A 19,696-nucleotide genomic window follows, 5' to 3' on the forward strand; every position below is an offset into this window, starting at 1 on the left:
TAAAGAAATCACTTGTTCTTATACAATATTATTTAAATATTAAAAAAGAATAAAAAAACCCAGCTCGAACTGAGACTGGGAAGGAGGTATGGAGAACAGATTTATTATATTTAAAATGGAATTTCGTCATCAAAATTATCTATAGGTGGAGGCACTGGTTGTTGTGACGTGTTTGATGATATTGCTTGAGTAGTTTGATGAGTTTGCTCCCCACGACTATCTAGCATTTGTAAATTATCACCAATAATTTCAGTTGTATAACGGTCAATTCCATTCTTATCTTGCCACTTACGTGTTTTTAATCGTCCTTCTACATAAATTTTTGAACCTTTATGTAAATACTCGCCTGCAATTTCGGCCAAACGACGGAAGAAAACAATTCTATGCCATTCAGTCTCCTCTCGTCTTTCTCCTGTAGTTTTATCTTTCCAAGTTGTTGAGGTTGCCACACTGATAGTTGCAACTGCTTCACCATTTGGCATTGCTCTCATTTCTGGAACATTTCCTAAATTTCCAACAATAATCACTTTATTTATACCAGCCATAATAAAATCCTCATAGTAAAAATTGGCTTAATCATTATTATTTTTTTAAAAACAAAAATCGTTAGTTAATTATATTTTTCTTTAAGGGTATTTTTTATAAGGGCATTTTTCGTTAGGTAAGGGGGCTTGTCCCCCTTACCTTTAAAGGCCTTTGTCACACTACTTGCAAATCCACTCAAAACACTACTTACAAATAACAATAAACACTACCTAGAAATATGCCTAAAAAAGTCATTTACTCTTTTTTTCCAGAAATTGCTCAGCTTCATCCATACTTTTTATAGCTATATTAAGATTTTTAATCATTGCACATAAAATTCTCATTTGTGTATTAATTAAGATACGCTCTTTATCTAATTTAACGATTTTGAGTTTAATGGGATGATTAGCTGGTATATCTGACTCTCGCAAAAATCGAATAATTACTGATTCTTTTGTTCCTTTTTTTTGTTTTTCATACGAATCAGTTCGCACCCATCTTAAAAAACGCCCCTCTCCAGAGGTTGGATGAGATATTTTCAAACATAATCCCAACCCATTTAATTCTGATTTTTCATAATTAGAAATCATTTCTTTCATTTTTTGAAAAAAGACGTTTCTAATATCAATTAATTCACTTTGCAAATATTTATACTCATCAATAGATGTAACAAAACTAAATAATTGCTTTTGAATATCATTTAAGTGTGTGTCTCTTGCTAACTCTTTATATAAGTTATCAGGGATAATTAATGACATATATGTTTCTCCTAAAATTAAACTGCCCCAGCTTTACGTTTACAATAAACCTGAACCATTCTATTCATCATCTACAGTTTCATCTACAGCTGACTGTTGTTTTCTAATTACTGGAGCAAACTCAGCTCTAACACTTCCTGATAAAACTTCATCAGAAAGAGTATATCCCATTCTCTTAATTGCAGCCTGATATCTCGCATTATTTTGAACTGCATCAGCTCTTGTAATACCTGATGTTTTATATCGTTCCACGATAGCAAAACACTGTCGCAATAATTTTGCTCCAGCATTGATCCAGTCGTGTGATTCACGTCGAGTAATTAAGGCAATATGACTTGCTGTCATTACAGAACAAGCTAACTCATCAAAACCTAAAAATAAGAAAATTAATTGATAGCCGATTTGAGAGTTAAATCCCAAAGGATAAGTGACTGGCTCAGTACTTACACTTCCTTCCATATTAAATGTACTTGGTATATTTTTTTCGTAGAGTTTTATAATTTTATCAATAAGTTCTTGCATTTCTTTACGATTAGCTTGTAACTTTTGCTCAAACTTAATTAAATAATCGTCTGCGTATGGATCATCATTTTGAGCATCACGATGAATACGAGAGAGAATCCCTAGACAATGGGGCATGCTTATGATCATTGCTTGGGTGATCTTTCCATTTTCTTTAATCTGTCTTCTCCCTTTCCACAGTCTTGAGGCGTGATAAGTATTTACAGTAATCACGGACTCGCTGCGAAGTGGTCCAGGCGTATTCGTATTGGATTGAATTTCAGTCATAATATTTACTCCTTAATATAAATGTCTATTTTTTGTTCGCTGTAAAGCCCCTTTACAGTGTCTATTTTTTGTTCACTGTGCAACCCTAGCACAGTGCTTATTTTTTGTTCACTGTGCAACCCTAGCACAGTGCTTATTTTTTGTTCAGTTGCTAGCCCCTAGCAAGTGTCTATTTTTTGTTCACTGTGCAACCCTAGCACAGTGCTTATTTTTTGTTCACTGTGCAACCCTAGCACAGTGCTTATTTTTTGTTCAGTTGCTAGCCCCTAGCAAGTGTCTATTTTTTGTTCACTGTGCAACCCTAGCACAGTGCTTATTTTTTGTTCACTGTGCAACCCTAGCACAGTGCTTATTTTTTGTTCAGTTGCTAGCCCCTAGCAAGTGTCTATTTTTTGTTCACTGTGCAACCCTAGCACAGTGCTTATTTTTTGTTCACTGTGTAGCCCCTACACAGTGTCTATTTTTTGTTCACCACCTATTTTAATCTTACACAACTAAACTTTCTCTAAACTGGCGTATTGCCTCAGCTCTTGCAGTTCTTTCTTCTTGTGTGGTTAAAACAAGTTTAGTATTCAGTGTATTATTTTTATTAAAATTACTTGGTATATCAAGTGATTTCTGACTCTCTTGCTTTGACAAATATTGCTCTAATAGATGAGGTTTAAACCCTCCAATATGTGCTTTTTTAATAACACTCATTAAATATCCCCATATTTTTTTTATATCCCCTTTTTGCACTCTAATATCGACTTCAAAGAGAATGGCTTGGCATAACCCTAGATCTAAACCATTCATTGCTTGAGCAATAATTTTTTTATCATAATCTGTTAATTTAAGTTGTATATTATCAAAATCTATTTCTTCTACTCTACCAGTACAGTACTTATTTATATATACAGTACTGTACTTGTACTGTTGGGAACTAAGTGAATTGTCTGTTTTTTGACTTAGTTCCCTATTGGAACTAAGTGAATTGTCTGTTTTTTGACTTAGTTCCCTATTGGAACTAAGTGAATTGTCTATTTTTTGACTTAGTTCCCTATTGAAACTAAGTGAATTGTCTGTTTTTTGACTTAGTTCCCTATTGAAACTAAGTGAATTGTCTGTTTTTTGACTTAGTTCCCTATTGGAACTAAGTAAATTATCTATTTTTTGACTTAGTTCCCCTGTACTCACAGATGAACAAAGTCTTTCTTGTTTAAATGATTGATAACGAGTTTTTAGCCAGTCTACATGTGACACATAATGCCATTGGCTTTTATCTGTCATCACTTTTTCAACGATATAATTAGCTACCCCACTTACAATAGGATCTTTATGTTTTAGATTTGTTTTAAGTAAATCTAAATAATCACTGTCTAGCTGAACGGCATCTAGAATAGGAACGGGTTCATCATGAAGAAGATAAAGATTTCCTTTTATGTGTCCTTTTTCATTTCTTATTTTTTCACAAAGTGTTAGCCATCTTGTTAAGCGTAGTAATAATAGCGTTTGACTAATTTTTTTTCGAGATAATGAAGCGTTTTTGTCAAAAGGTTTATCTGATAATAATTTTCCCAATACTTCATAACTAGGAAATACACCTTCTTGAAATTCTCGAGCCTTACTTTTAATTAATTGCCACGTAAACTTTGCTCTTGGAGTTAAACAAGGATCATACAACAACCGTTTGGGAACGGTTTCTTGTTCATTACCAAAAAATAACAAACCATCTTTATGCTGTGTCTCATTTTCAAAAATAGAATCAAAGAGATTATTTTTTTTATCTGAACTCATAATACAATTTCCTATATTGAAATTTTTAAATTATGTTTTATAATCTACTCGTACATTTAGTTATGTACTTACTCAGTTTGTTGATTTGCCTCACTGACTTGAGTATTTCCCCATTGTTAAGATCACCAATGGGGAACCCTTTCCTTTTTTATTTTTTATTTCGATACCACTGTTCAATCACTTTCCAAACAGCCGTTAAATTTATCTCTGTTTCTTCCGCAAATAAAATAAGTAGTTCTAATCCTGCTACAGATTCTAATTGAATAACTTTGTCTTTATTCTCTTGCCATAACTCCCATAGTATTGTTTTTTCATCATCTGTTGCCGATGTTTTTCGTCCGATTTCTTCTTTTATACCCAATAAATTCCGCCGAGAAGATACTTTAGTCGTACTTAAACCGAAATAAGTATTCAGCATTTGAATTGATGCTCCGAGCATTAATGCTCTATCTATTATCATTCGCTCTTGAGAGTTGGATTGAGCAACATTCATTAATGTCCAAAATGCACTATGATCAATATCAATTTTAGCAATTGGAACTTTGGATTTTGCAATATCAAAAATTTCATCAATACTTAAATCTTGAATTTTTTGTAATTCAGCTTGTGAAAATCCCAGTGTTCTGCAAGTATTAACATTACCTTCACGAATATTGGAAATGATCGTATTTAAAATCACTTCATTAATTCCTTCAAACATTGTCATTTCCTCCTATTTGATAGATATAACGAACTAAGCGAATAAGACGAAATATCTTAACCAATGTAATATCATCAATATCTTGAAATAGCACTTCACTGCTTAGTAATGCACTACCTTGTAGGTTTTTCTCATCAGTTTGTAACGCATCTAACAAATCATAAATAAATTGTTGATGATCATTTAATTCTTTATTAATAGGTTTCATTTTAAAGCTAAAATCAACAGGCTCTTTCACAATATGTTCTACAAATTCATCTAACTTAACAGATTCTGCTATATCTAGAGCCAAAGAATAGATTTCTGCTTTATTTTGTCTATTCGGAAATACTTGCCAAATATCTGAAACTGGTTGACGACCATTTAAAGCAAAATCTAAACCATTCGCTTTTGCTTGTTGTTTCCTATGTTCTTGAATACTCATACCTGGCACAATGCCGTAACCTTTTGTAATTTCATCTACAAAAGAGGATTGTTTTTTATTACCTGTATCTTCAACCATTTCATCTTCAGTAATAAGATCGGGTAGGCAATGCTGAAATTCCTCATAAGTATCATTAACTGGTTCAGTTTCCTGAATTAAATAATCTCCTCCAGTTTCTTCTTGTTCTTCATCAAAAATATGATTGTCTGATGGAGTTTGAGTAGTTAATTGTTGTGATGGTTTTCCCTTCTTCAAAGAAAGTTGCTGTTGATAATCGGAAACATCTCGTAAACTTGCTGAAACTTTTTCTTCAATATCTGATTGTTTCTGTGCTAGTCTTTTAAACTTCTGCTCATCTAAGTCAATTTCAAGATAAAGCATTTCATAGCTAATTTCATCTTCAAATGCATCTGCCATTTCATTAATTAAACGGTCTTGAAAATCTTTAATATTAAAAGGATTATCATCATTACAACGGGAAAGACTTTGTTTCCAGACTTCTTCAAATTGAATATCGGTTTTAAATTGATATTGCTCCCATACAGTTAATGCGTTATTACGAATAGAAAGTAATTTATCAATAGGACTATTGCCTAAACCATTAAAAAGAACATCAGGAATATAGGGATAAAGAAAATTAATACAACGTTGCATCTTTGTTATCATCGAGAATTGGATAATATATCCATCTTCTCTTAATGTTTCTGATAATTCACGAGATGATAATTCTTTCCCCAGCTTTTTCTCATAATATTGACAAGCCTGCTGAATACCTAGGGCTTTCTCAATAAAAGATAAATCTGCTCGAGTGTCATTTTCAATTAAATGCCCAATAAGAATATCAAGTTCAGCCTCCACACTATCCGCTTGATCGCTTTTCCACGGTTTAAATAAACATTCAATGGAAAAAAAGCTAGGATCTTGTGTTTCACTAAAAAGCTCTTTTAGGGCTTGAATACGAGTATTACCACCATCAGCAATAATATAAAAATCTTCCCCTGGGCGACGTGTAATATTGGGTTTATGATCTAAACCTCGTCTACGAATTGATTCCTTAATCATCTCAAAATTAGGATTTCTAACCTTGCGAGGGTTGTGCTCATAAGGTCTTAATTTATCGAGTGTCACCGTCACATATTGTCCCTGTGTCGGATAGACGGTTGCCGCGACTGCTGTATAATCATTTGAATGATTAACAATAGGTTTTACATTTAAATTACGGGCAACTGCTTCAGCTCGTTTTTGATCTTTTTTATTTTTAACTAATGGATTACTCATATTTATACTCACTTAATCAATATTTTCAAAAAGGGAATAATTGCCTAAAAAACGACATTTAACTCGTCCTAATGGGCCATTACGTTGTTTACCAATAATGATTTCAGCAATACCCTTGTCTTGTTTGTCAGGCTCATACACTTCATCTCGATAGACAAAGAAAATGACATCAGCATCTTGTTCAAGTGAACCTGAATCACGCAGATCTGAATTTAAAGGACGTTTATTATGACGTTGCTCTAGGCTTCTATTTAATTGTGATAAAGCATAAACAGGGCAGTGTAATTCTTTTGCCAGTGCTTTTAGGGAGTTTGAAATATCTGAGATTTCTAAATTTCGGTTTTCTCTTTTAGAGGTACTTCGCATTAGTTGTAAATAATCTACAAAAATAGCAGCAGGTTTACCGTATTTTCTTGAATATTTACGAGCTTTCGTTCTTAAACGCTGTGGAGTAAGATTACTTTCATCATCAATCAATAAACGATTTTTCCAGTTGTTTTGGATCTCTCCCATTGCAACTGCAATTTTTGACCAATCTTCATCATCAAGTTCAGTCGCTTTACGAAGGCGTTGTAAATCTACTCTTGCTTCCATGGCAATAAAACGCTGTAGCAATTGTTCTTTAGGCATTTCTTGACTAAAATAAATAACAGGCTTATCTGTAAATTTATTGAGCGTATGTTTTGCAATCCCTTGAGAAAAGGCTGTTTTACCCATTGATGGACGACCTGCTAAAATAATCAGCTCTCCTGGTTGCCCACCTGTTGTATTCTCATCAAGATCAATAATGCCAGTTGGAGATCCGCTAACCGCATTCCCTTCTAATGATGAGTTTTCCATTTTTTGTAGAATATTGTTAAAAACTTGACCAATATCTGCTACATCTTGTTCTTCATTTTGAAGTGTTATTTCGGTGTATTGTTTCTCAATATTTTCTGAAAAAGTATCAAGCTGTTCATCTGTTTTAGATGATTGCATTTCACTAACAATAAACTGCCCCAGTTTTAAGAAATTTCGCTGTTTTGCATATTTAACAACAATATGTGCATAAGCAACAGTATTGGAAGAAGAAGGGGTGTTATTGACTATTTCACTTAAATAAGCAAATCCCCCCACATCTTTTAATGCTCCCTTTTCTTTTAAAAACTGATCGAGAGTAATTAAATCAACTTTACGATTTGTTAAAAGGAGTGTTGTAATTGCATCAAAAATAATTTTATGAGTGAAAGAATAAAAATCGTTACTCTTTAAGACAGTAATGACTTCATCAAAGTAATCATTATTAATAATGATACCACCTAAAACACCTAATTCTGCTTCAACAGACCAAAGTTCAGTTATCGTGTTCTGTTTCATCACTGCCCCCTATTTGTTATTGAAATAAGAAATAAATTGAGGGAAGAGTAGTTCACATAATTCTTTAATTACCACATATTCTTTATGACTGTGTTTGTAAACGGGTAAAGAATATGTTGCAGCCTCACGGTATGCAACTCGATCTGGAATAGTAAAATCAAGTAAGACTTTTTCATTATCAAGTTGCTGAGTAAATAGGCTTTTCAGGTGATCTAATACAAAATGAACATCGTTTGTCCTATCAACACAATTCGCTACTGCTTTCAAAGGAGGGAGTTTTAAACCCAGAGAAGTGAATGTTTCTAACTCTTGATACATTCCAAGCGTGCCTCGAATAAACTCTTTAGCAGATAATATATGGGGTAGAATTGGGCAGAATAATAAATCTGCCGCTAATACTGACATATCGACGGTAATATCTCGAGTTCCTCGAGTATCAATTATGATTAAGTCATAGCCTTGAATTTTATTGAGCAAGCAACGAAAACGAATTGCACCATCGGGAGCATTTCGTAGCATTTGACTTACATTATTGGTTGGATCGTTTGATTGTATTAGATCTAAATTAGGAATTTCTGTTTTAGAAATAATATGAGAAGGATCAACATCTTGATAAGTTAAAAACTCGTGGATCCCACCAGGAGCAATGTAACTAAGAGAAAAATAAGAGCTTAAAGTAGGTTGAGTGTCTGTATCAATCAATAATACTTTAAGTCCGTGTTCAGCACAAAAACTACCAATGTTCGCTGCATTTGTGCTTTTAGCAGAACCGCCTTTTGTGCTTGCTATTGTTACTATAAATGGTTTTTTATTTAAATGAATGTTACTCATCTTTGCCTCACTTAACGGATGTTAGTGAACAATCTTTTATATGATGAGCTTCTTTAGATGGAGCGGGAAACGAGACTCGAACTCGCGACCCCGACCTTGGCAAGGTCGTGCTCTACCAACTGAGCTATTCCCGCAATATTTTGGTATGTTGTTCATTTTAAAAATGGTGCCCGAGGGCGGACTTGAACCGCCACAGCCCGAAAGCCGAGGGATTTTAAATCCCTTGTGTCTACCGATTTCACCACTCGGGCAACGTATTTTAAAATGGAGCGGGAAACGAGACTCGAACTCGCGACCCCGACCTTGGCAAGGTCGTGCTCTACCAACTGAGCTATTCCCGCTAAAAAACGCCACTTATTCAGTAGCGTTTCATTGATTGCGTATTTTAGAGATTTATTACTTGATGTCAAATGTTATTTAAAAAAATGTTTTATTAGTTTAAACTTTAGCCCATTTTTGCAAAAAACGAACAAAATCATACCGCTATTAATCAGTAATATTATTTAATAATTGAGTAACAAAGGTTAATCTTTCATCTGTTTCTTTCAATGTGGTATTAAATTTAAACTTAAATGGTCCGTCAAATCGATAAACCTGTTTATCTGATTGTATTAATGCTAAAAACATCATTGGATCTGGCGTTGCAGTTTCTTTAAATTCTAAATACCCACCATTTATTCCAGCTTCTACTTTTTTCAATTCGAGTTGTTTAGCTATATGGCGAAGTTGGGTAATTTGGAATAAATTTTTTGTCGCTTTTGGTAATAATCCAAAACGATCGATTAACTCTATTTTGAGATCTTTTAATTCTCGACTATTTTCTGCACTGGCAATGCGTTTATAAAAAGATAATCGCATATTCACATCAGGCACATAATCATCAGGTAACAAGGCAGAAACTCGTAATTCAATTTCAACCTGTTGTTGGGTAATTTCATCTAGGGTTGGTTCTCGCCCATCTTTTAGAGCTTGCACGGCATTTTCGAGTAAATCCATATAAAGGGAGAAACCAATCGAGCTGATTTGTCCACTTTGCTCGCTCCCCAGTAATTCGCCTGCTCCTCGAATTTCTAAATCTTGGGTGGCTAACATAAAGCCTGCCCCTAAGCTATCTAACGTTTCTAAGGCTTCTAGGCGTTTTTTGGCATCTTTGGTTAAGGTTTTAATCGGTGGTGTTAATAAATAGGCATAGGCTTGATGGTGCGAACGCCCTACTCGTCCTCGTAATTGATGAAGTTGGGCTAAACCAAATTTATCCGCTCGTTCAATAATAATGGTATTTGCGGTTGGGACATCAATTCCTGTTTCGATAATGGTTGAGCAAACCAGTACATTAAAACGCTGATGATAAAAATCACTCATCACACGTTCTAAATCACGTTCTCGCATTTGTCCGTGTCCAATAACAATACGTGCTTCTGGTACCAATTCTGCTAATTTATCGGCACAATTTTCAATGGTGGCGACATCATTATGAAGGTAATAAACCTGCCCGCCACGCAAAATTTCACGTAACACTGCCTCTTTAATCACGCTTTCATCATTTTGTCGCACAAAGGTTTTTGTACTTAAACGGCGAGCGGGTGGACTAGCGATAATAGATAGATCACGAATGCCATTAAATGCCATATTTAAAGTTCGAGGAATTGGCGTGGCTGTCAAGGTTAGAATATCCACATTGGCTCGTAATTGTTTAATTTTCTCTTTTTGTCGTACCCCAAAACGATGCTCTTCATCAATGATAAGTAAGCCAAGATCCTTAAATTTAACATCATCTTGTAATAATTTATGGGTGCCAACCAGAATATCCACTTGCCCATCAGCGACTTTTTCTAAAATCACTTTTTGTTCTTTTGCGGTTTTAAAACGAGAAATCATTTCAACATTAACTGGAAAATCGGCAAAACGATCTTTGAAATTTTCAAAATGTTGTTGAGCAAGCAAGGTTGTTGGCACTAATACTGCCACCTGCTTGCTGTTCATTACGGCTAAGAATGTGGCTCGCATTGCCACTTCTGTTTTACCAAAGCCCACATCGCCACACACCAAACGATCCATTGCTTTTGGTTGGCACATATCACTGATAACCGCATTGATTGCCAGCTGTTGATCTTCGGTTTCTTCAAAAGGGAAAGTGGCACTAAACTGTTTATAAAGCTCTTTATCATATTGATATGCAAATCCTTTTTTGGTTTCTCGTTTTGCATAAACATCAAGTAATTCTGCTGCTACATCTCGGATCTTTTCCGCCGCTTTTTGACGTGATTTTGCCCACGCTTCACTACCTAGTTTATGTAAAGGCGCGTTGTCATCCGTCCCGCCAATATAACGACTGATTAAATGTAATGAAGAAACGGGTACATATAATTTGGAATCACCCGCATAGTGTAAAATCAGGTATTCTGCCGTAATCCCCCCTGTGTCTAAGGTTACTAATCCATTATAACGCCCTACCCCATTTTCTAAATGTACCACAGGTTGTCCGATTTTTAGTTCGGCGAGGTTACGTACCACCGTATCAGGATTAACCGTGCTACGATTTTTTTCTCGGCGTGATTTCTGATGGACTTTTTCGCCGAGTAGATCCGTTTCGCAAATTATTGCTAAAAATTGACCGCTTACATTTTCACTATTTTTTTGTTCTAAGATAAAACCTTGATCTAATGAGCCAATCATTAAGCTAAATGGTTCATTGATTTCATCGAGGGAATAGATTTGTTTTGGTTTGATATTTAACGGTGCGATCAAATCGAGTAAGGTTTCACGTCGCCCTTGTGTTTCCACTGAAAAGAGAATTTTGCCGTTAAAATTTGTGTAAAAATCTTCAAAATTTTTAAAGATATTTTTTTGGCTAGATGTTATCGCAACATTAGGTAAAGCGGTCAAATTTGCATTGGTTTTTGCAACAGATTGACGGATTTTTTCTGTGGTTAGCGTTAAACGTGGATAATTTTTTAAATGACGGTTGATCTCGTCCATTTTAAACCACAATTCGCTAGGTTCAAGTAATGGTCGCATTGGGTCAACACGATGATTTTCAAAGCGTTTTTGAGTATCCTTTTGAAATAACTCGGCTTTTTCAGCAATTTTATCAAAAGTAATAAACAGGCTATTTTGGGGAAGATAATCAAACAGTGATGCCATTTCTTCAAAAAAGAGTGGCTGCCAATATTCAATCCCCGCATTTAACACACCTTTGCTTACTTGCTGATAAATATGTTCAGGCTCTCGACGAATTTCTGCAAAAGTTTCTCGGAATTTTTTTCTGAAAAATTCAATGCCTTGCTCATCGGTTGGAAATTCGTGAGCAGGTAATAAATCAATTTTTTCAATTTCTTGAATCGTACGTTGCGTATCCACATCAAAGGTGCGAATTGAATCAATTTCATCATCAAAAAAATCTAATCTAAATGGCTCATCACTTCCCATTGGATACAGGTCGAGAATTGAACCACGCACTGCATATTCGCCATATTCTAAAACTTGTTCAACACCCCGATAGCCTGCATTTTCAAGCTGTAAGCGTAATTGACTAATTGAAAAACGGTCGCCTTTGTTAATTAAAAAGACGTTATTACCTAAATAACTTGGCGGACAAATTTTTTGTAGCAAGGTGTGGATAGGCAGTAAAAAAATCTGCTTGTTGCCCTGTTGAAGTTGAAATAGTGCAGATAAGCGGTTGGAAATAATCTCTTGATGAGGCGAAAAATTATCATAAGGTAAGGTTTCCCAGTCAGGAAAAAGCTGAACAGGTAGCGAACTAAATTGTGGCAAACTGCTTTCTAAACGCAATGCAGTTTGAATATCTGGTGTCACAACGATGCTTACACCATTAAATTGCTGTGCGGCTTCTGCGATTGCAAGAGTATCGGAATGTCCAACGAGATTGCCTAATATTTGATGATCTTGATGTTTTTCTGTGATCTGGGGTAACTTAAAGTGTAAATTAAATGTCATAGCGGTACGATTTTTATAGAATTTGCAAATATTTTACTAAACTACGCTATTTCTATCCACAAAAGCAACTTATTTTGCGTTATAATCTTAAGAACGTTAGCTCAAAAATGGATAATTCTATGTCAAATTCAACTAAAAACCCTTCTTGCATTGTGATTGCTATTGCTGGTGCATCGGCATCAGGTAAAAGTTTAATCGCCACTACTATTTATAATGAATTAAAAGCCGAACTTGGCATTGATGATATCGGTATTATTTCGGAAGATGCCTATTATCGTGATCAAAGCCACTTAGAAATGGAAGAGCGTGTTAAAACAAACTATGACCATCCAAACTCAATGGATCACGCCTTACTTGTTTCACATCTTCAAGCGTTAAAATCAGGGGAAAATATTGAAATTCCTGAATATAGCTATGTTGAACATACTCGCTTACCAACAGTTCGTCCTTTTGAACCAAAACGAGTGATTATCCTTGAAGGTATTTTATTATTAACAGATAATCAAATTCGTAATGAAGTGGATATGTCAATTTTTGTAGATGCCCCTTTGGATATTTGTTTTATTCGTCGTTTAAAACGAGATATGGAAGAGCGTGGGCGTACAATGGATTCGGTGATTACACAATATAATAAAACGGTTCGCCCGATGTTCTTACAATTTATTCAGCCTTCAAAACAGTTTGCGGATATTATTGTGCCAAAAGGGGGAAAAAACCGAGTGGCAATTAATATTTTAAAAGCTCAAATTAGACAGTTATTAGGGAAAAAATAATTGAAATATAAATATATTGTATAGAGACAAGGCATTCCTTGTCTCTTGTATCTACGTTAATTTATGAAAAATATTAATCTAATGACCCACAAAAACGATAACCTTCACCGTGAATGGTAATAATGATTTCTGGTGTACTAGGATAGGCTTCAAAATGTTTTCTAATACGACGAATGGTGACATCAACGGTTCTATCGTTAGGCTTTAATTCACGCCCTGTCATTGTATAAAGCAAGGCTTCTCTGGTTTGAATTTTTCCTGGATTTTCACAAAAATGTTGCAATAACCGAAATTCACTACGAGGTAATTTGGTTGCATTACCATCAGGTGTAATCAGTGAACGGCTGTTAATATCAAGAGTCCAACCATTAAACTGATAATTTTCGACATTCAGATCTTTATTGTTATTATTTTCCGTCATCGTGCGATGTAGAAGATTTCTTGCTCGAATAGTTAATTCACGAGGATTAAACGGTTTAGTAATATAATCATCAGCACCGATTTCAAGACCCAAAATGCGATCAATTTCGTTATCTCTCCCAGTAAGAAACATTAATGCGATATTAGTGTTTTCACGTAATTCGCGAGCAAGAATTAATCCATTTTTTCCTGGTAAATTTATATCCATAATAATTAAATGTATCGTTTGCTGTTTTAATATAGCTGACATCTCGTTACCATTAGTCGCTTCAAAAACATTATAGCCTTCTGCTTCGAAAATAGTTTTTAAGGTATTACGAGTAACTGCTTCATCTTCAACAATTAGAATTTTTGGCTCTTGCATCTTTTCCCCTTTTTAATTACATACATAAAAATATTAACATTATTAACAATATTTTTCTATTAAGAAATAAGTTTATTTTTTATATATTATTACTATTTATTACATTTTTGTAAAAAACTGATAAAATCTTACCGCTCTATTTATCTATCATCAATACCAATATATAAATAATTACCATTAATATCTGATAAACTACGAAAACCAATATTATATATTTCACAGGCAGTATGGTTTATTTTTTTATAATCAAAATTTTCGTGATGATGTCCGTGGAAAATTTTCTTAACCCCCATTTTTTGTGCCAATTGGTTAATGACTTTAAACCCTTTGGGGTGTGGGTAAGGGGCTTCGTGACAAATAAGAATATCAGCATTTTGATCTTCTAATATTTCAAAGTCTGAAGGAAAAATGGACACTCTATGTCGTAATGGAATGCCTCCTCTCCAAATTTTCTCAGGCGAGTATTGGCAATAATGAATATGATCAAAAAACATTGGACGGTTAGGAGGCATCCAGATATGTCCTCTAAACACACCACCTAATCCTGCAATTTTTGTACCTTGTATATCAACAACACGATTGTGGAGGTTACGTGCTTTCCAATGCGTTCCCCAAATGGCATCATAAGAGGCAACCGTTTTACTGTCGTGATTGCCGTGAATAAACCAAATATCACAATGCTGAGCAAGTCTATCTAGTTCTTCACAACTGGTTAGTTGTAGATCACCTAAAATAACTAATGCAATATCATCTCTTTCTTTAACAAAGGGGTAGAGATGTTCATAACAACCATGAGGATCCCCAGCAAAAAGAATCATTTATTTACTCTCATTATTTGTTAATGGAAGAGGGGCATCACTTAAAATAGCATCGACGATTTCTTTTGTTTGATTATAACGTTCTAAATAACTCGGTGATTCAATTTCAATATAAGAAATATTATATTTTTTAAGCAATTTTTTTAGAAGATGTTGAAATTTCTGACGTTGTTTTTCTGAACCCAAACTACGTAATCCATCATTAACCCATTTGGTATTATTAGAAAGTAAAATGACCACATCAAGCGGGTATTCTTTGATCATTGAATCTAAAAATGGGTGAGCTTTGCCTTCATATTGAATGCAAAAGGCTTGAGTGGTAATAAAATCGGTATCAATAAAGGCGACCTTGTGGGCGTGTCGCATTGCATAATCAATGTAATTTTTATGCCCTAGTGCAATTTGTGGATAATCTGAATATTGCAACGCTTGTTCGTTACCCCCTAATTCATCGAATACATATTCACGTCCATATTCCCACGCAGAAGTAGTATTAAACACATTGGCTAATTTACTGACTAAAACGCTTTTACCACTACTTTCACCACCTAAAATTGCCACTGTTTTGACAAAGAAAGGACGCACTTCTTTCGGGATAAATCGCCAATATTTGAAAGGATGATTACGAATTTTTGTCGCAGAAATATTGAAAGAGACACGGTCAGGATCGACTAAATGGACATCTAAACCTAAATAAGTTTCATAAGGATCTTTATCTTGTGGCTCACTGCTAAATACAGTGGTTGGTTTTATCCCTTTATTTTCAAACAGTTTTTTAACACGTTCCGCCCAGCCTTCCCAACCATTTGGATAACTCGGTAGCCCATCTTCTTCTAAATGATGAATTAAGATTTGCTTTTGCTCATATTTAAAAATTTGTTGCATCCAACGTAGGCGGTCTTCATTGGTTGGCATACGTTTCATCTTACTATTGTTAAAAAGCTCAAGATCACGCTCACTTTCAGTACACACAATAATATGCAGGATATCTACTTTACTAAACGCTTCATAAATCATATTGATATGCCCAGTATGAACAGGGTAGAACTTACCAAAAATTACACCCACACGCTGATTAGTGTCTTCTTTAATATCCAATACGGTATGTAATGCTTTTAGCTTAATCGCACTCGGATTTTTAATTTTACCCGTCACTAATTGATTAAAATAAGCACGAGTAACTCCTGCTTGTTCGCATACGTCATTCACTTTAAGTTTTAACTTTTTACGTCTTTGTTGCAGATAAGCAAAATTACTCATAACTATTTTTCCTTTAAAATTTTTCTTTTAAAATTTAGTTTTTAAACCTTAACTTTTAAATTTTTACTAATAAAGCGACAGACTCACAAGCAATACCTTCGCCACGTCCTGTAAAACCAAGCTTTTCTGTCGTCGTTGCTTTCACATTTACTTGCATTACATCACATTGTAAATCATCAGCAATGGTTTGTCGCATTTGATCAATATAAGGTCGCATTTTTGGTGCTTGGGCAATAATCGTTACATCAACATTACCCACTTTATAACCTTGCTCACGCACCTTTTGATAGGCGTTAATCAACAATCCTCGACTATCTGCGTCTTTAAATTGCGGATCCGTATCAGGAAATAATTTTCCAATATCACCTAAAGCGACTGCACCTAATAACGCATCCGTTAATGCGTGCAGAGCGACATCGCCGTCTGAATGAGCAATAAATCCTTTTTCATAAGGGATTGTTACTCCGCCAATTATTAACGGTTTATCACTACCAAAACTATGTACATCAAAGCCGTGTCCAATTCTGATCATTTATTTATTCCTTCTTGTGCCAAATAAAATTCAGCCAAAGCTAAATCTTCAGGATGGGTGATTTTCAAGTTATCGGAACGTCCTTCAACCAGCTGAGGTTTATAACCCAATAGTTCCATCGCAGAGGCTTCATCTGTTACAGTCTCATTGTTTTGAAATGCCAAAACTAAGGCTTTTTTTAATAATCCGACATTAAAGAATTGCGGTGTTAAAGCTCGCCAAAGGGTACTACGATCTTCAGTTTTTACAATTTGAGCTTGAGCATTAGCACGTTTCATTGTATCTACAACAGGTGTTGCTAAAATAGCACCATTAGGATCATCAATTTGCAAAATTTTATCTAAATCTGACCGCTTCAAACAAGGGCGAGCAGCATCGTGAACCAATACCCAAGCATCATTTTCAAGTATTTTTAACGCATTAAGCACAGAATTTGCCCGAGTTTCACCACCATAAACAAGTTGAATTTTGTCTGATTTCAATATTGCAAGATTTGAATAAAATGTATCCGCTTGTGATATTGCTACAACTATTTTATGAATATCAGGATGCGTTAAAAATGGACGCAGAGAATGTTCTAAAATAGTTTTCCCTTGTAATTCTAAATATTGTTTTGGTAATGAAGTATTCATTCTTGTGCCAATACCAGACGCAGGAATAACGGCAATAATTTTACGTAACATCAATTTCTGTCCTATTTTTCTTTTGGAACAACACGATAAAATATTTCATCTCGTTTTATTTGCTCGTATTCCATTCTGGCACGCTCTTCTAAAGCTTCAACACCATTAGTTAAATTTTCAATTTCAGCCATAATTTTTTCATTACGAGCAGTTAAACGAAGCGTTTCTTTTTTTAATTGTTTTACTGTACGTTGAGCATTTTTATACTCTTCCCAACCATTTTTACCAAACCAAAAGTAGCTTTGAAAAATACATAAAAGCATAATAAGAAACAGAGTTAATAAACGCATTTTTTATCCTATTTAACCTGCATACCAGCAGTTACGCCACTGTCTGCTGAGAGTAAGAATAAATCCGAACCGCCTGTTCCCGCTGATAAAATCATACCTTCCGAAGTACCAAATTTCATTTTACGAGGTGCAAGGTTAGCGACCATAATCACAAAACGTCCTTCTAATTCTTGTGGATTAGAATAAGCCGCTTTAATGCCTGAAATCACTTCACGCTGATGATCTCCTAAGTCTAATTGGAAACGTAATAATTTCTTAGACTCTTTCACTTCTTCACATTTCAAGACTTTCGCCACACGCATATCAATTTTTGCAAAATCGTCAATGGTAATTTCTGGGGCGATTGGTTCTACTTTTGTGTTTGTCGAAGCGGTCTGTTTTTGATCATTTTTTGCAATTTCTTGTTTTTGCGTTGCTTCAAATAGTGCTTTGGTTTCTTCTTTTACTGCTTCCGTTTGTTTTTGATCTAAACGAGAGAATAACGCCTTAAACGGTGTCACTTCGTGGTTTAGTAATGGTGTTGCAATATTATTCCACGTTAATTCTGTTTGTAAGAATGCTTCTGATTTTTCCGCAAGCACTGGCATTACTGGTTTCAAGTAGGTCATTAACACACGGAATAATTGAATTCCCATCGAGCAAACGTCGTGTAATTCTTGCTTTTTACCTTCTTCTTTAGCTAACACCCAAGGGGCTTTTTCATCAACATATTTATTTGCTTTATCCGCTAATGCCATAATTTCACGGATCGCTTTGCTATATTCACGATCTTCATAAAATGTTGCGATTTGCTGTGATTTTTCAGTAAATTCAGCAAAAAGTGCTTCATCATCAAGTTTACTACTTAATTTGTTATCAAAACGTTTCTTGATAAAGCCTGCATTACGAGAAGCTAAATTCACTAATTTATTGACGATATCACTGTTTACACGCTGAACGAAGTCTTCTAGGTTTAAGTCTAAATCTTCGATACGATTATGTAATTTTGCGGCGTAGTAATAACGTAAACATTCCGGATCGATATGTTTTAAATAGGTGCTTGCTTGAATGAATGTACCACGCGATTTTGACATTTTCTCGCCATTTACGGTCACATAGCCGTGCGTGAAAATATTAGTTGGTTTACGCAAGCCTGCACCGTCTAACATTGCTGGCCAGAATAAGCTGTGGAAGTAAACAATATCTTTACCGATAAAGTGATAAAGCTCGGCTTCGCTGTCTTTATTCCAAAACTCGTCAAAATTTACGCCTGTGCTATTACAATAGTTTTTGAATGACGCAATATAACCGATTGGAGCGTCTAACCAAACGTAGAAATATTTATCTTCGGTGTCAGGAATTTTAAAACCAAAATAAGGGGCATCACGGCTGATATCCCATTGTTGCAAGCCACTTTCAAACCACTCTTGCATTTTGTTAGCAATTTCAGTCTGTAATGAACCTGAACGAGTCCATTCTTTTAGCATTTCTGCAAAACTTGGCAAATCAAAGAAAAAGTGTTCTGACTCTTTAGTGATTGGTGTTGCACCTGAAACCGCAGAGCGTGGATTGATTAAGTCCATTGGGCTATAAGTTTCAGAACAAACTTCACAGTTATCACCATATTGATCTTCTGCTTTACATTTTGGGCAAGTGCCTTTTACGAAACGATCAGGCAAGAACATCTGTTTTTCAGGGTCAAAAAGCTGTGAAATTACTCGGGTTTTGATAAAGCCATTCGCTTTTAATTTGCCATAAATATCTGCCACGATCTCACGGTTTTCATCACTGTGAGTAGAATGATAATTATCAAAGCTGATATTAAAACCTTTAAAGTCAGCGGTATGGCTGGTTTTTGCTTGCTCGATCAACTGCTCAGGCGTAATCCCAAGTTTATTGGCATTCAACATAATTGGCGTACCGTGTGCGTCATCAGCACACACAAAATAGACTTCATTACCACACATACGTTGAAAACGTACCCAAATATCCGCTTGAATATGTTCAAGCATATGCCCTAAATGGATCGCCCCATTTGCATAAGGCAAGGCACAAGTGACTAACATTTTACGATTTTGATTTGACATTATTCTTCTCTGTTAAAATTTGGACGAAAAATTGCGATAATTATAGCGTAAAATCGTCTATTTTCCTAGTTTAGGTAAAGTAAATATACCTTATAC

17 protein-coding genes and 3 tRNA genes are annotated in these 19,696 nt (G+C 35.0%); 1 reads left to right on the forward strand and 19 read right to left on the reverse strand.

Features of this window, described 5'->3' with window-relative positions; translation table 11 throughout:
- Window positions 1–110 precede the first annotated feature (110 nt).
- The 12 genes from ssb to mfd all read right to left on the reverse strand — a co-directional run bounded on the left by ssb (window position 111) and on the right by mfd (window position 12,394).
- Window positions 111–545 (reverse strand): single-stranded DNA-binding protein, encoded by a 435-nt coding sequence (gene ssb / locus KGI96_RS06555; RefSeq protein ID WP_211599267.1) that lies wholly within the window; start codon window positions 543–545, stop codon window positions 111–113.
- 231 nt (window positions 546–776) lie between these two features.
- Window positions 777–1,283 (reverse strand): DUF3158 family protein, encoded by a 507-nt coding sequence (locus KGI96_RS06560; protein WP_211599268.1) that lies wholly within the window; start codon window positions 1,281–1,283, stop codon window positions 777–779.
- A 60-nt stretch (window positions 1,284–1,343) separates the two neighbouring features.
- Window positions 1,344–2,072 carry a PFL_4669 family integrating conjugative element protein gene (locus KGI96_RS06565; protein ID WP_211599269.1) on the reverse strand — a complete coding sequence of 243 codons (729 nt, stop codon included), beginning with the start codon at window positions 2,070–2,072 and terminating at the stop codon, window positions 1,344–1,346.
- 486 nt (window positions 2,073–2,558) lie between these two features.
- A complete protein-coding gene (locus KGI96_RS06570) occupies window positions 2,559–3,848 on the reverse strand; it encodes an STY4528 family pathogenicity island replication protein (RefSeq protein ID WP_211597847.1) in 1,290 nt (429 codons plus the stop codon).
- A 148-nt stretch (window positions 3,849–3,996) separates the two neighbouring features.
- The gene (locus tag KGI96_RS06575) at window positions 3,997–4,554 is read right to left on the reverse strand and encodes a DUF2857 domain-containing protein (protein ID WP_211597848.1); all 558 of its coding nucleotides are present in this window, start codon (window positions 4,552–4,554) and stop codon (window positions 3,997–3,999) included.
- Complete coding sequence (locus tag KGI96_RS06580; protein WP_213156399.1) at window positions 4,541–6,250, reverse strand: ParB family protein; 1,710 nt, start codon at window positions 6,248–6,250, stop codon at window positions 4,541–4,543. Before KGI96_RS06580 ends, KGI96_RS06575 begins: the two co-directional genes overlap by 14 nt.
- Before the next feature lie 12 nt (window positions 6,251–6,262).
- Window positions 6,263–7,606 (reverse strand): replicative DNA helicase, encoded by a 1,344-nt coding sequence (dnaB, locus tag KGI96_RS06585; protein WP_211597850.1) that lies wholly within the window; start codon window positions 7,604–7,606, stop codon window positions 6,263–6,265.
- A 9-nt stretch (window positions 7,607–7,615) separates the two neighbouring features.
- Complete coding sequence (locus tag KGI96_RS06590; RefSeq protein WP_211597851.1) at window positions 7,616–8,437, reverse strand: ParA family protein; 822 nt, start codon at window positions 8,435–8,437, stop codon at window positions 7,616–7,618.
- A 58-nt stretch (window positions 8,438–8,495) separates the two neighbouring features.
- Window positions 8,496–8,571: transfer RNA gene (locus tag KGI96_RS06595), tRNA-Gly, on the reverse strand.
- Window positions 8,572–8,601: 30 nt separating this feature from the next.
- Window positions 8,602–8,688, reverse strand: a tRNA-Leu gene (locus KGI96_RS06600).
- Window positions 8,689–8,702: 14 nt separating this feature from the next.
- A tRNA-Gly gene (locus KGI96_RS06605) sits at window positions 8,703–8,778 on the reverse strand.
- Between the two features lie 145 nt (window positions 8,779–8,923).
- The gene (mfd, locus tag KGI96_RS06610) at window positions 8,924–12,394 is read right to left on the reverse strand and encodes a transcription-repair coupling factor (RefSeq protein ID WP_211597852.1); all 3,471 of its coding nucleotides are present in this window, start codon (window positions 12,392–12,394) and stop codon (window positions 8,924–8,926) included.
- Between the two features lie 119 nt (window positions 12,395–12,513).
- Between mfd and udk the strand changes: the two genes are divergently transcribed.
- Window positions 12,514–13,167: a uridine kinase gene (gene udk, locus KGI96_RS06615; protein ID WP_211597853.1), complete on the forward strand. Its 654-nt coding sequence runs from the start codon at window positions 12,514–12,516 to the stop codon at window positions 13,165–13,167.
- A 73-nt stretch (window positions 13,168–13,240) separates the two neighbouring features.
- Here the strand turns inward: udk and arcA are convergent, their stop codons facing one another.
- The 7 genes from arcA to metG all read right to left on the reverse strand — a co-directional run bounded on the left by arcA (window position 13,241) and on the right by metG (window position 19,600).
- Complete coding sequence (arcA, locus tag KGI96_RS06620) at window positions 13,241–13,951, reverse strand: two-component system response regulator ArcA (RefSeq protein WP_211597854.1); 711 nt, start codon at window positions 13,949–13,951, stop codon at window positions 13,241–13,243.
- 140 nt (window positions 13,952–14,091) lie between these two features.
- Complete coding sequence (locus KGI96_RS06625; RefSeq protein ID WP_211597855.1) at window positions 14,092–14,769, reverse strand: metallophosphoesterase family protein; 678 nt, start codon at window positions 14,767–14,769, stop codon at window positions 14,092–14,094.
- On the reverse strand, window positions 14,770–16,029 hold the full coding sequence (gene nadR, locus KGI96_RS06630) for a multifunctional transcriptional regulator/nicotinamide-nucleotide adenylyltransferase/ribosylnicotinamide kinase NadR (protein ID WP_211597856.1): 1,260 nt from the start codon (window positions 16,027–16,029) through the stop codon (window positions 14,770–14,772).
- Window positions 16,030–16,084: 55 nt separating this feature from the next.
- Complete coding sequence (ispF, locus tag KGI96_RS06635) at window positions 16,085–16,561, reverse strand: 2-C-methyl-D-erythritol 2,4-cyclodiphosphate synthase (protein WP_211597857.1); 477 nt, start codon at window positions 16,559–16,561, stop codon at window positions 16,085–16,087.
- Complete coding sequence (ispD, locus tag KGI96_RS06640; RefSeq protein WP_211597858.1) at window positions 16,558–17,244, reverse strand: 2-C-methyl-D-erythritol 4-phosphate cytidylyltransferase; 687 nt, start codon at window positions 17,242–17,244, stop codon at window positions 16,558–16,560. The genes ispF and ispD overlap by 4 nt, the downstream gene beginning before the upstream one ends.
- An 11-nt stretch (window positions 17,245–17,255) precedes the next feature.
- A complete protein-coding gene (ftsB, locus tag KGI96_RS06645) occupies window positions 17,256–17,534 on the reverse strand; it encodes a cell division protein FtsB (protein WP_211597859.1) in 279 nt (92 codons plus the stop codon).
- A gap of 8 nt (window positions 17,535–17,542) precedes the next feature.
- Window positions 17,543–19,600, reverse strand: a complete 2,058-nt coding sequence (gene metG / locus KGI96_RS06650; protein ID WP_211597860.1) for a methionine--tRNA ligase — start codon at window positions 19,598–19,600, stop codon at window positions 17,543–17,545.
- Between the last annotated feature and the right edge of the window lie 96 nt (window positions 19,601–19,696).

The sequence above is a fragment of the Phocoenobacter atlanticus subsp. cyclopteri genome (genome assembly GCF_018343795.1).
In the GTDB taxonomy this organism is placed as follows: Bacteria; Pseudomonadota; Gammaproteobacteria; order Enterobacterales; family Pasteurellaceae; genus Phocoenobacter; species Phocoenobacter atlanticus.

Excerpts from the sequence above, each read along its gene's own strand:
- ssb (WP_211599267.1), bottom strand. The coding sequence starts at position 545 with ATGGCTGGTATAAATAAAGTGATTATTGTTGGAAATTTAGGAAATGTT.
- KGI96_RS06560 (WP_211599268.1), bottom strand. The coding sequence starts at position 1,283 with ATGTCATTAATTATCCCTGATAACTTATATAAAGAGTTAGCAAGAGAC.
- KGI96_RS06565 (WP_211599269.1), bottom strand. The coding sequence starts at position 2,072 with ATGACTGAAATTCAATCCAATACGAATACGCCTGGACCACTTCGCAGC.
- KGI96_RS06570 (WP_211597847.1), bottom strand. The coding sequence starts at position 3,848 with ATGAGTTCAGATAAAAAAAATAATCTCTTTGATTCTATTTTTGAAAAT.
- KGI96_RS06575 (WP_211597848.1), bottom strand. The coding sequence starts at position 4,554 with ATGACAATGTTTGAAGGAATTAATGAAGTGATTTTAAATACGATCATT.
- KGI96_RS06580 (WP_213156399.1), bottom strand. The coding sequence starts at position 6,250 with ATGAGTAATCCATTAGTTAAAAATAAAAAAGATCAAAAACGAGCTGAA.
- dnaB (WP_211597850.1), bottom strand. The coding sequence starts at position 7,606 with ATGAAACAGAACACGATAACTGAACTTTGGTCTGTTGAAGCAGAATTA.
- KGI96_RS06590 (WP_211597851.1), bottom strand. The coding sequence starts at position 8,437 with ATGAGTAACATTCATTTAAATAAAAAACCATTTATAGTAACAATAGCA.
- mfd (WP_211597852.1), bottom strand. The coding sequence starts at position 12,394 with ATGACATTTAATTTACACTTTAAGTTACCCCAGATCACAGAAAAACAT.
- udk (WP_211597853.1), top strand. The coding sequence starts at position 12,514 with ATGTCAAATTCAACTAAAAACCCTTCTTGCATTGTGATTGCTATTGCT.
- arcA (WP_211597854.1), bottom strand. The coding sequence starts at position 13,951 with ATGCAAGAGCCAAAAATTCTAATTGTTGAAGATGAAGCAGTTACTCGT.
- KGI96_RS06625 (WP_211597855.1), bottom strand. The coding sequence starts at position 14,769 with ATGATTCTTTTTGCTGGGGATCCTCATGGTTGTTATGAACATCTCTAC.
- nadR (WP_211597856.1), bottom strand. The coding sequence starts at position 16,029 with ATGAGTAATTTTGCTTATCTGCAACAAAGACGTAAAAAGTTAAAACTT.
- ispF (WP_211597857.1), bottom strand. The coding sequence starts at position 16,561 with ATGATCAGAATTGGACACGGCTTTGATGTACATAGTTTTGGTAGTGAT.
- ispD (WP_211597858.1), bottom strand. The coding sequence starts at position 17,244 with ATGTTACGTAAAATTATTGCCGTTATTCCTGCGTCTGGTATTGGCACA.
- ftsB (WP_211597859.1), bottom strand. The coding sequence starts at position 17,534 with ATGCGTTTATTAACTCTGTTTCTTATTATGCTTTTATGTATTTTTCAA.
- metG (WP_211597860.1), bottom strand. The coding sequence starts at position 19,600 with ATGTCAAATCAAAATCGTAAAATGTTAGTCACTTGTGCCTTGCCTTAT.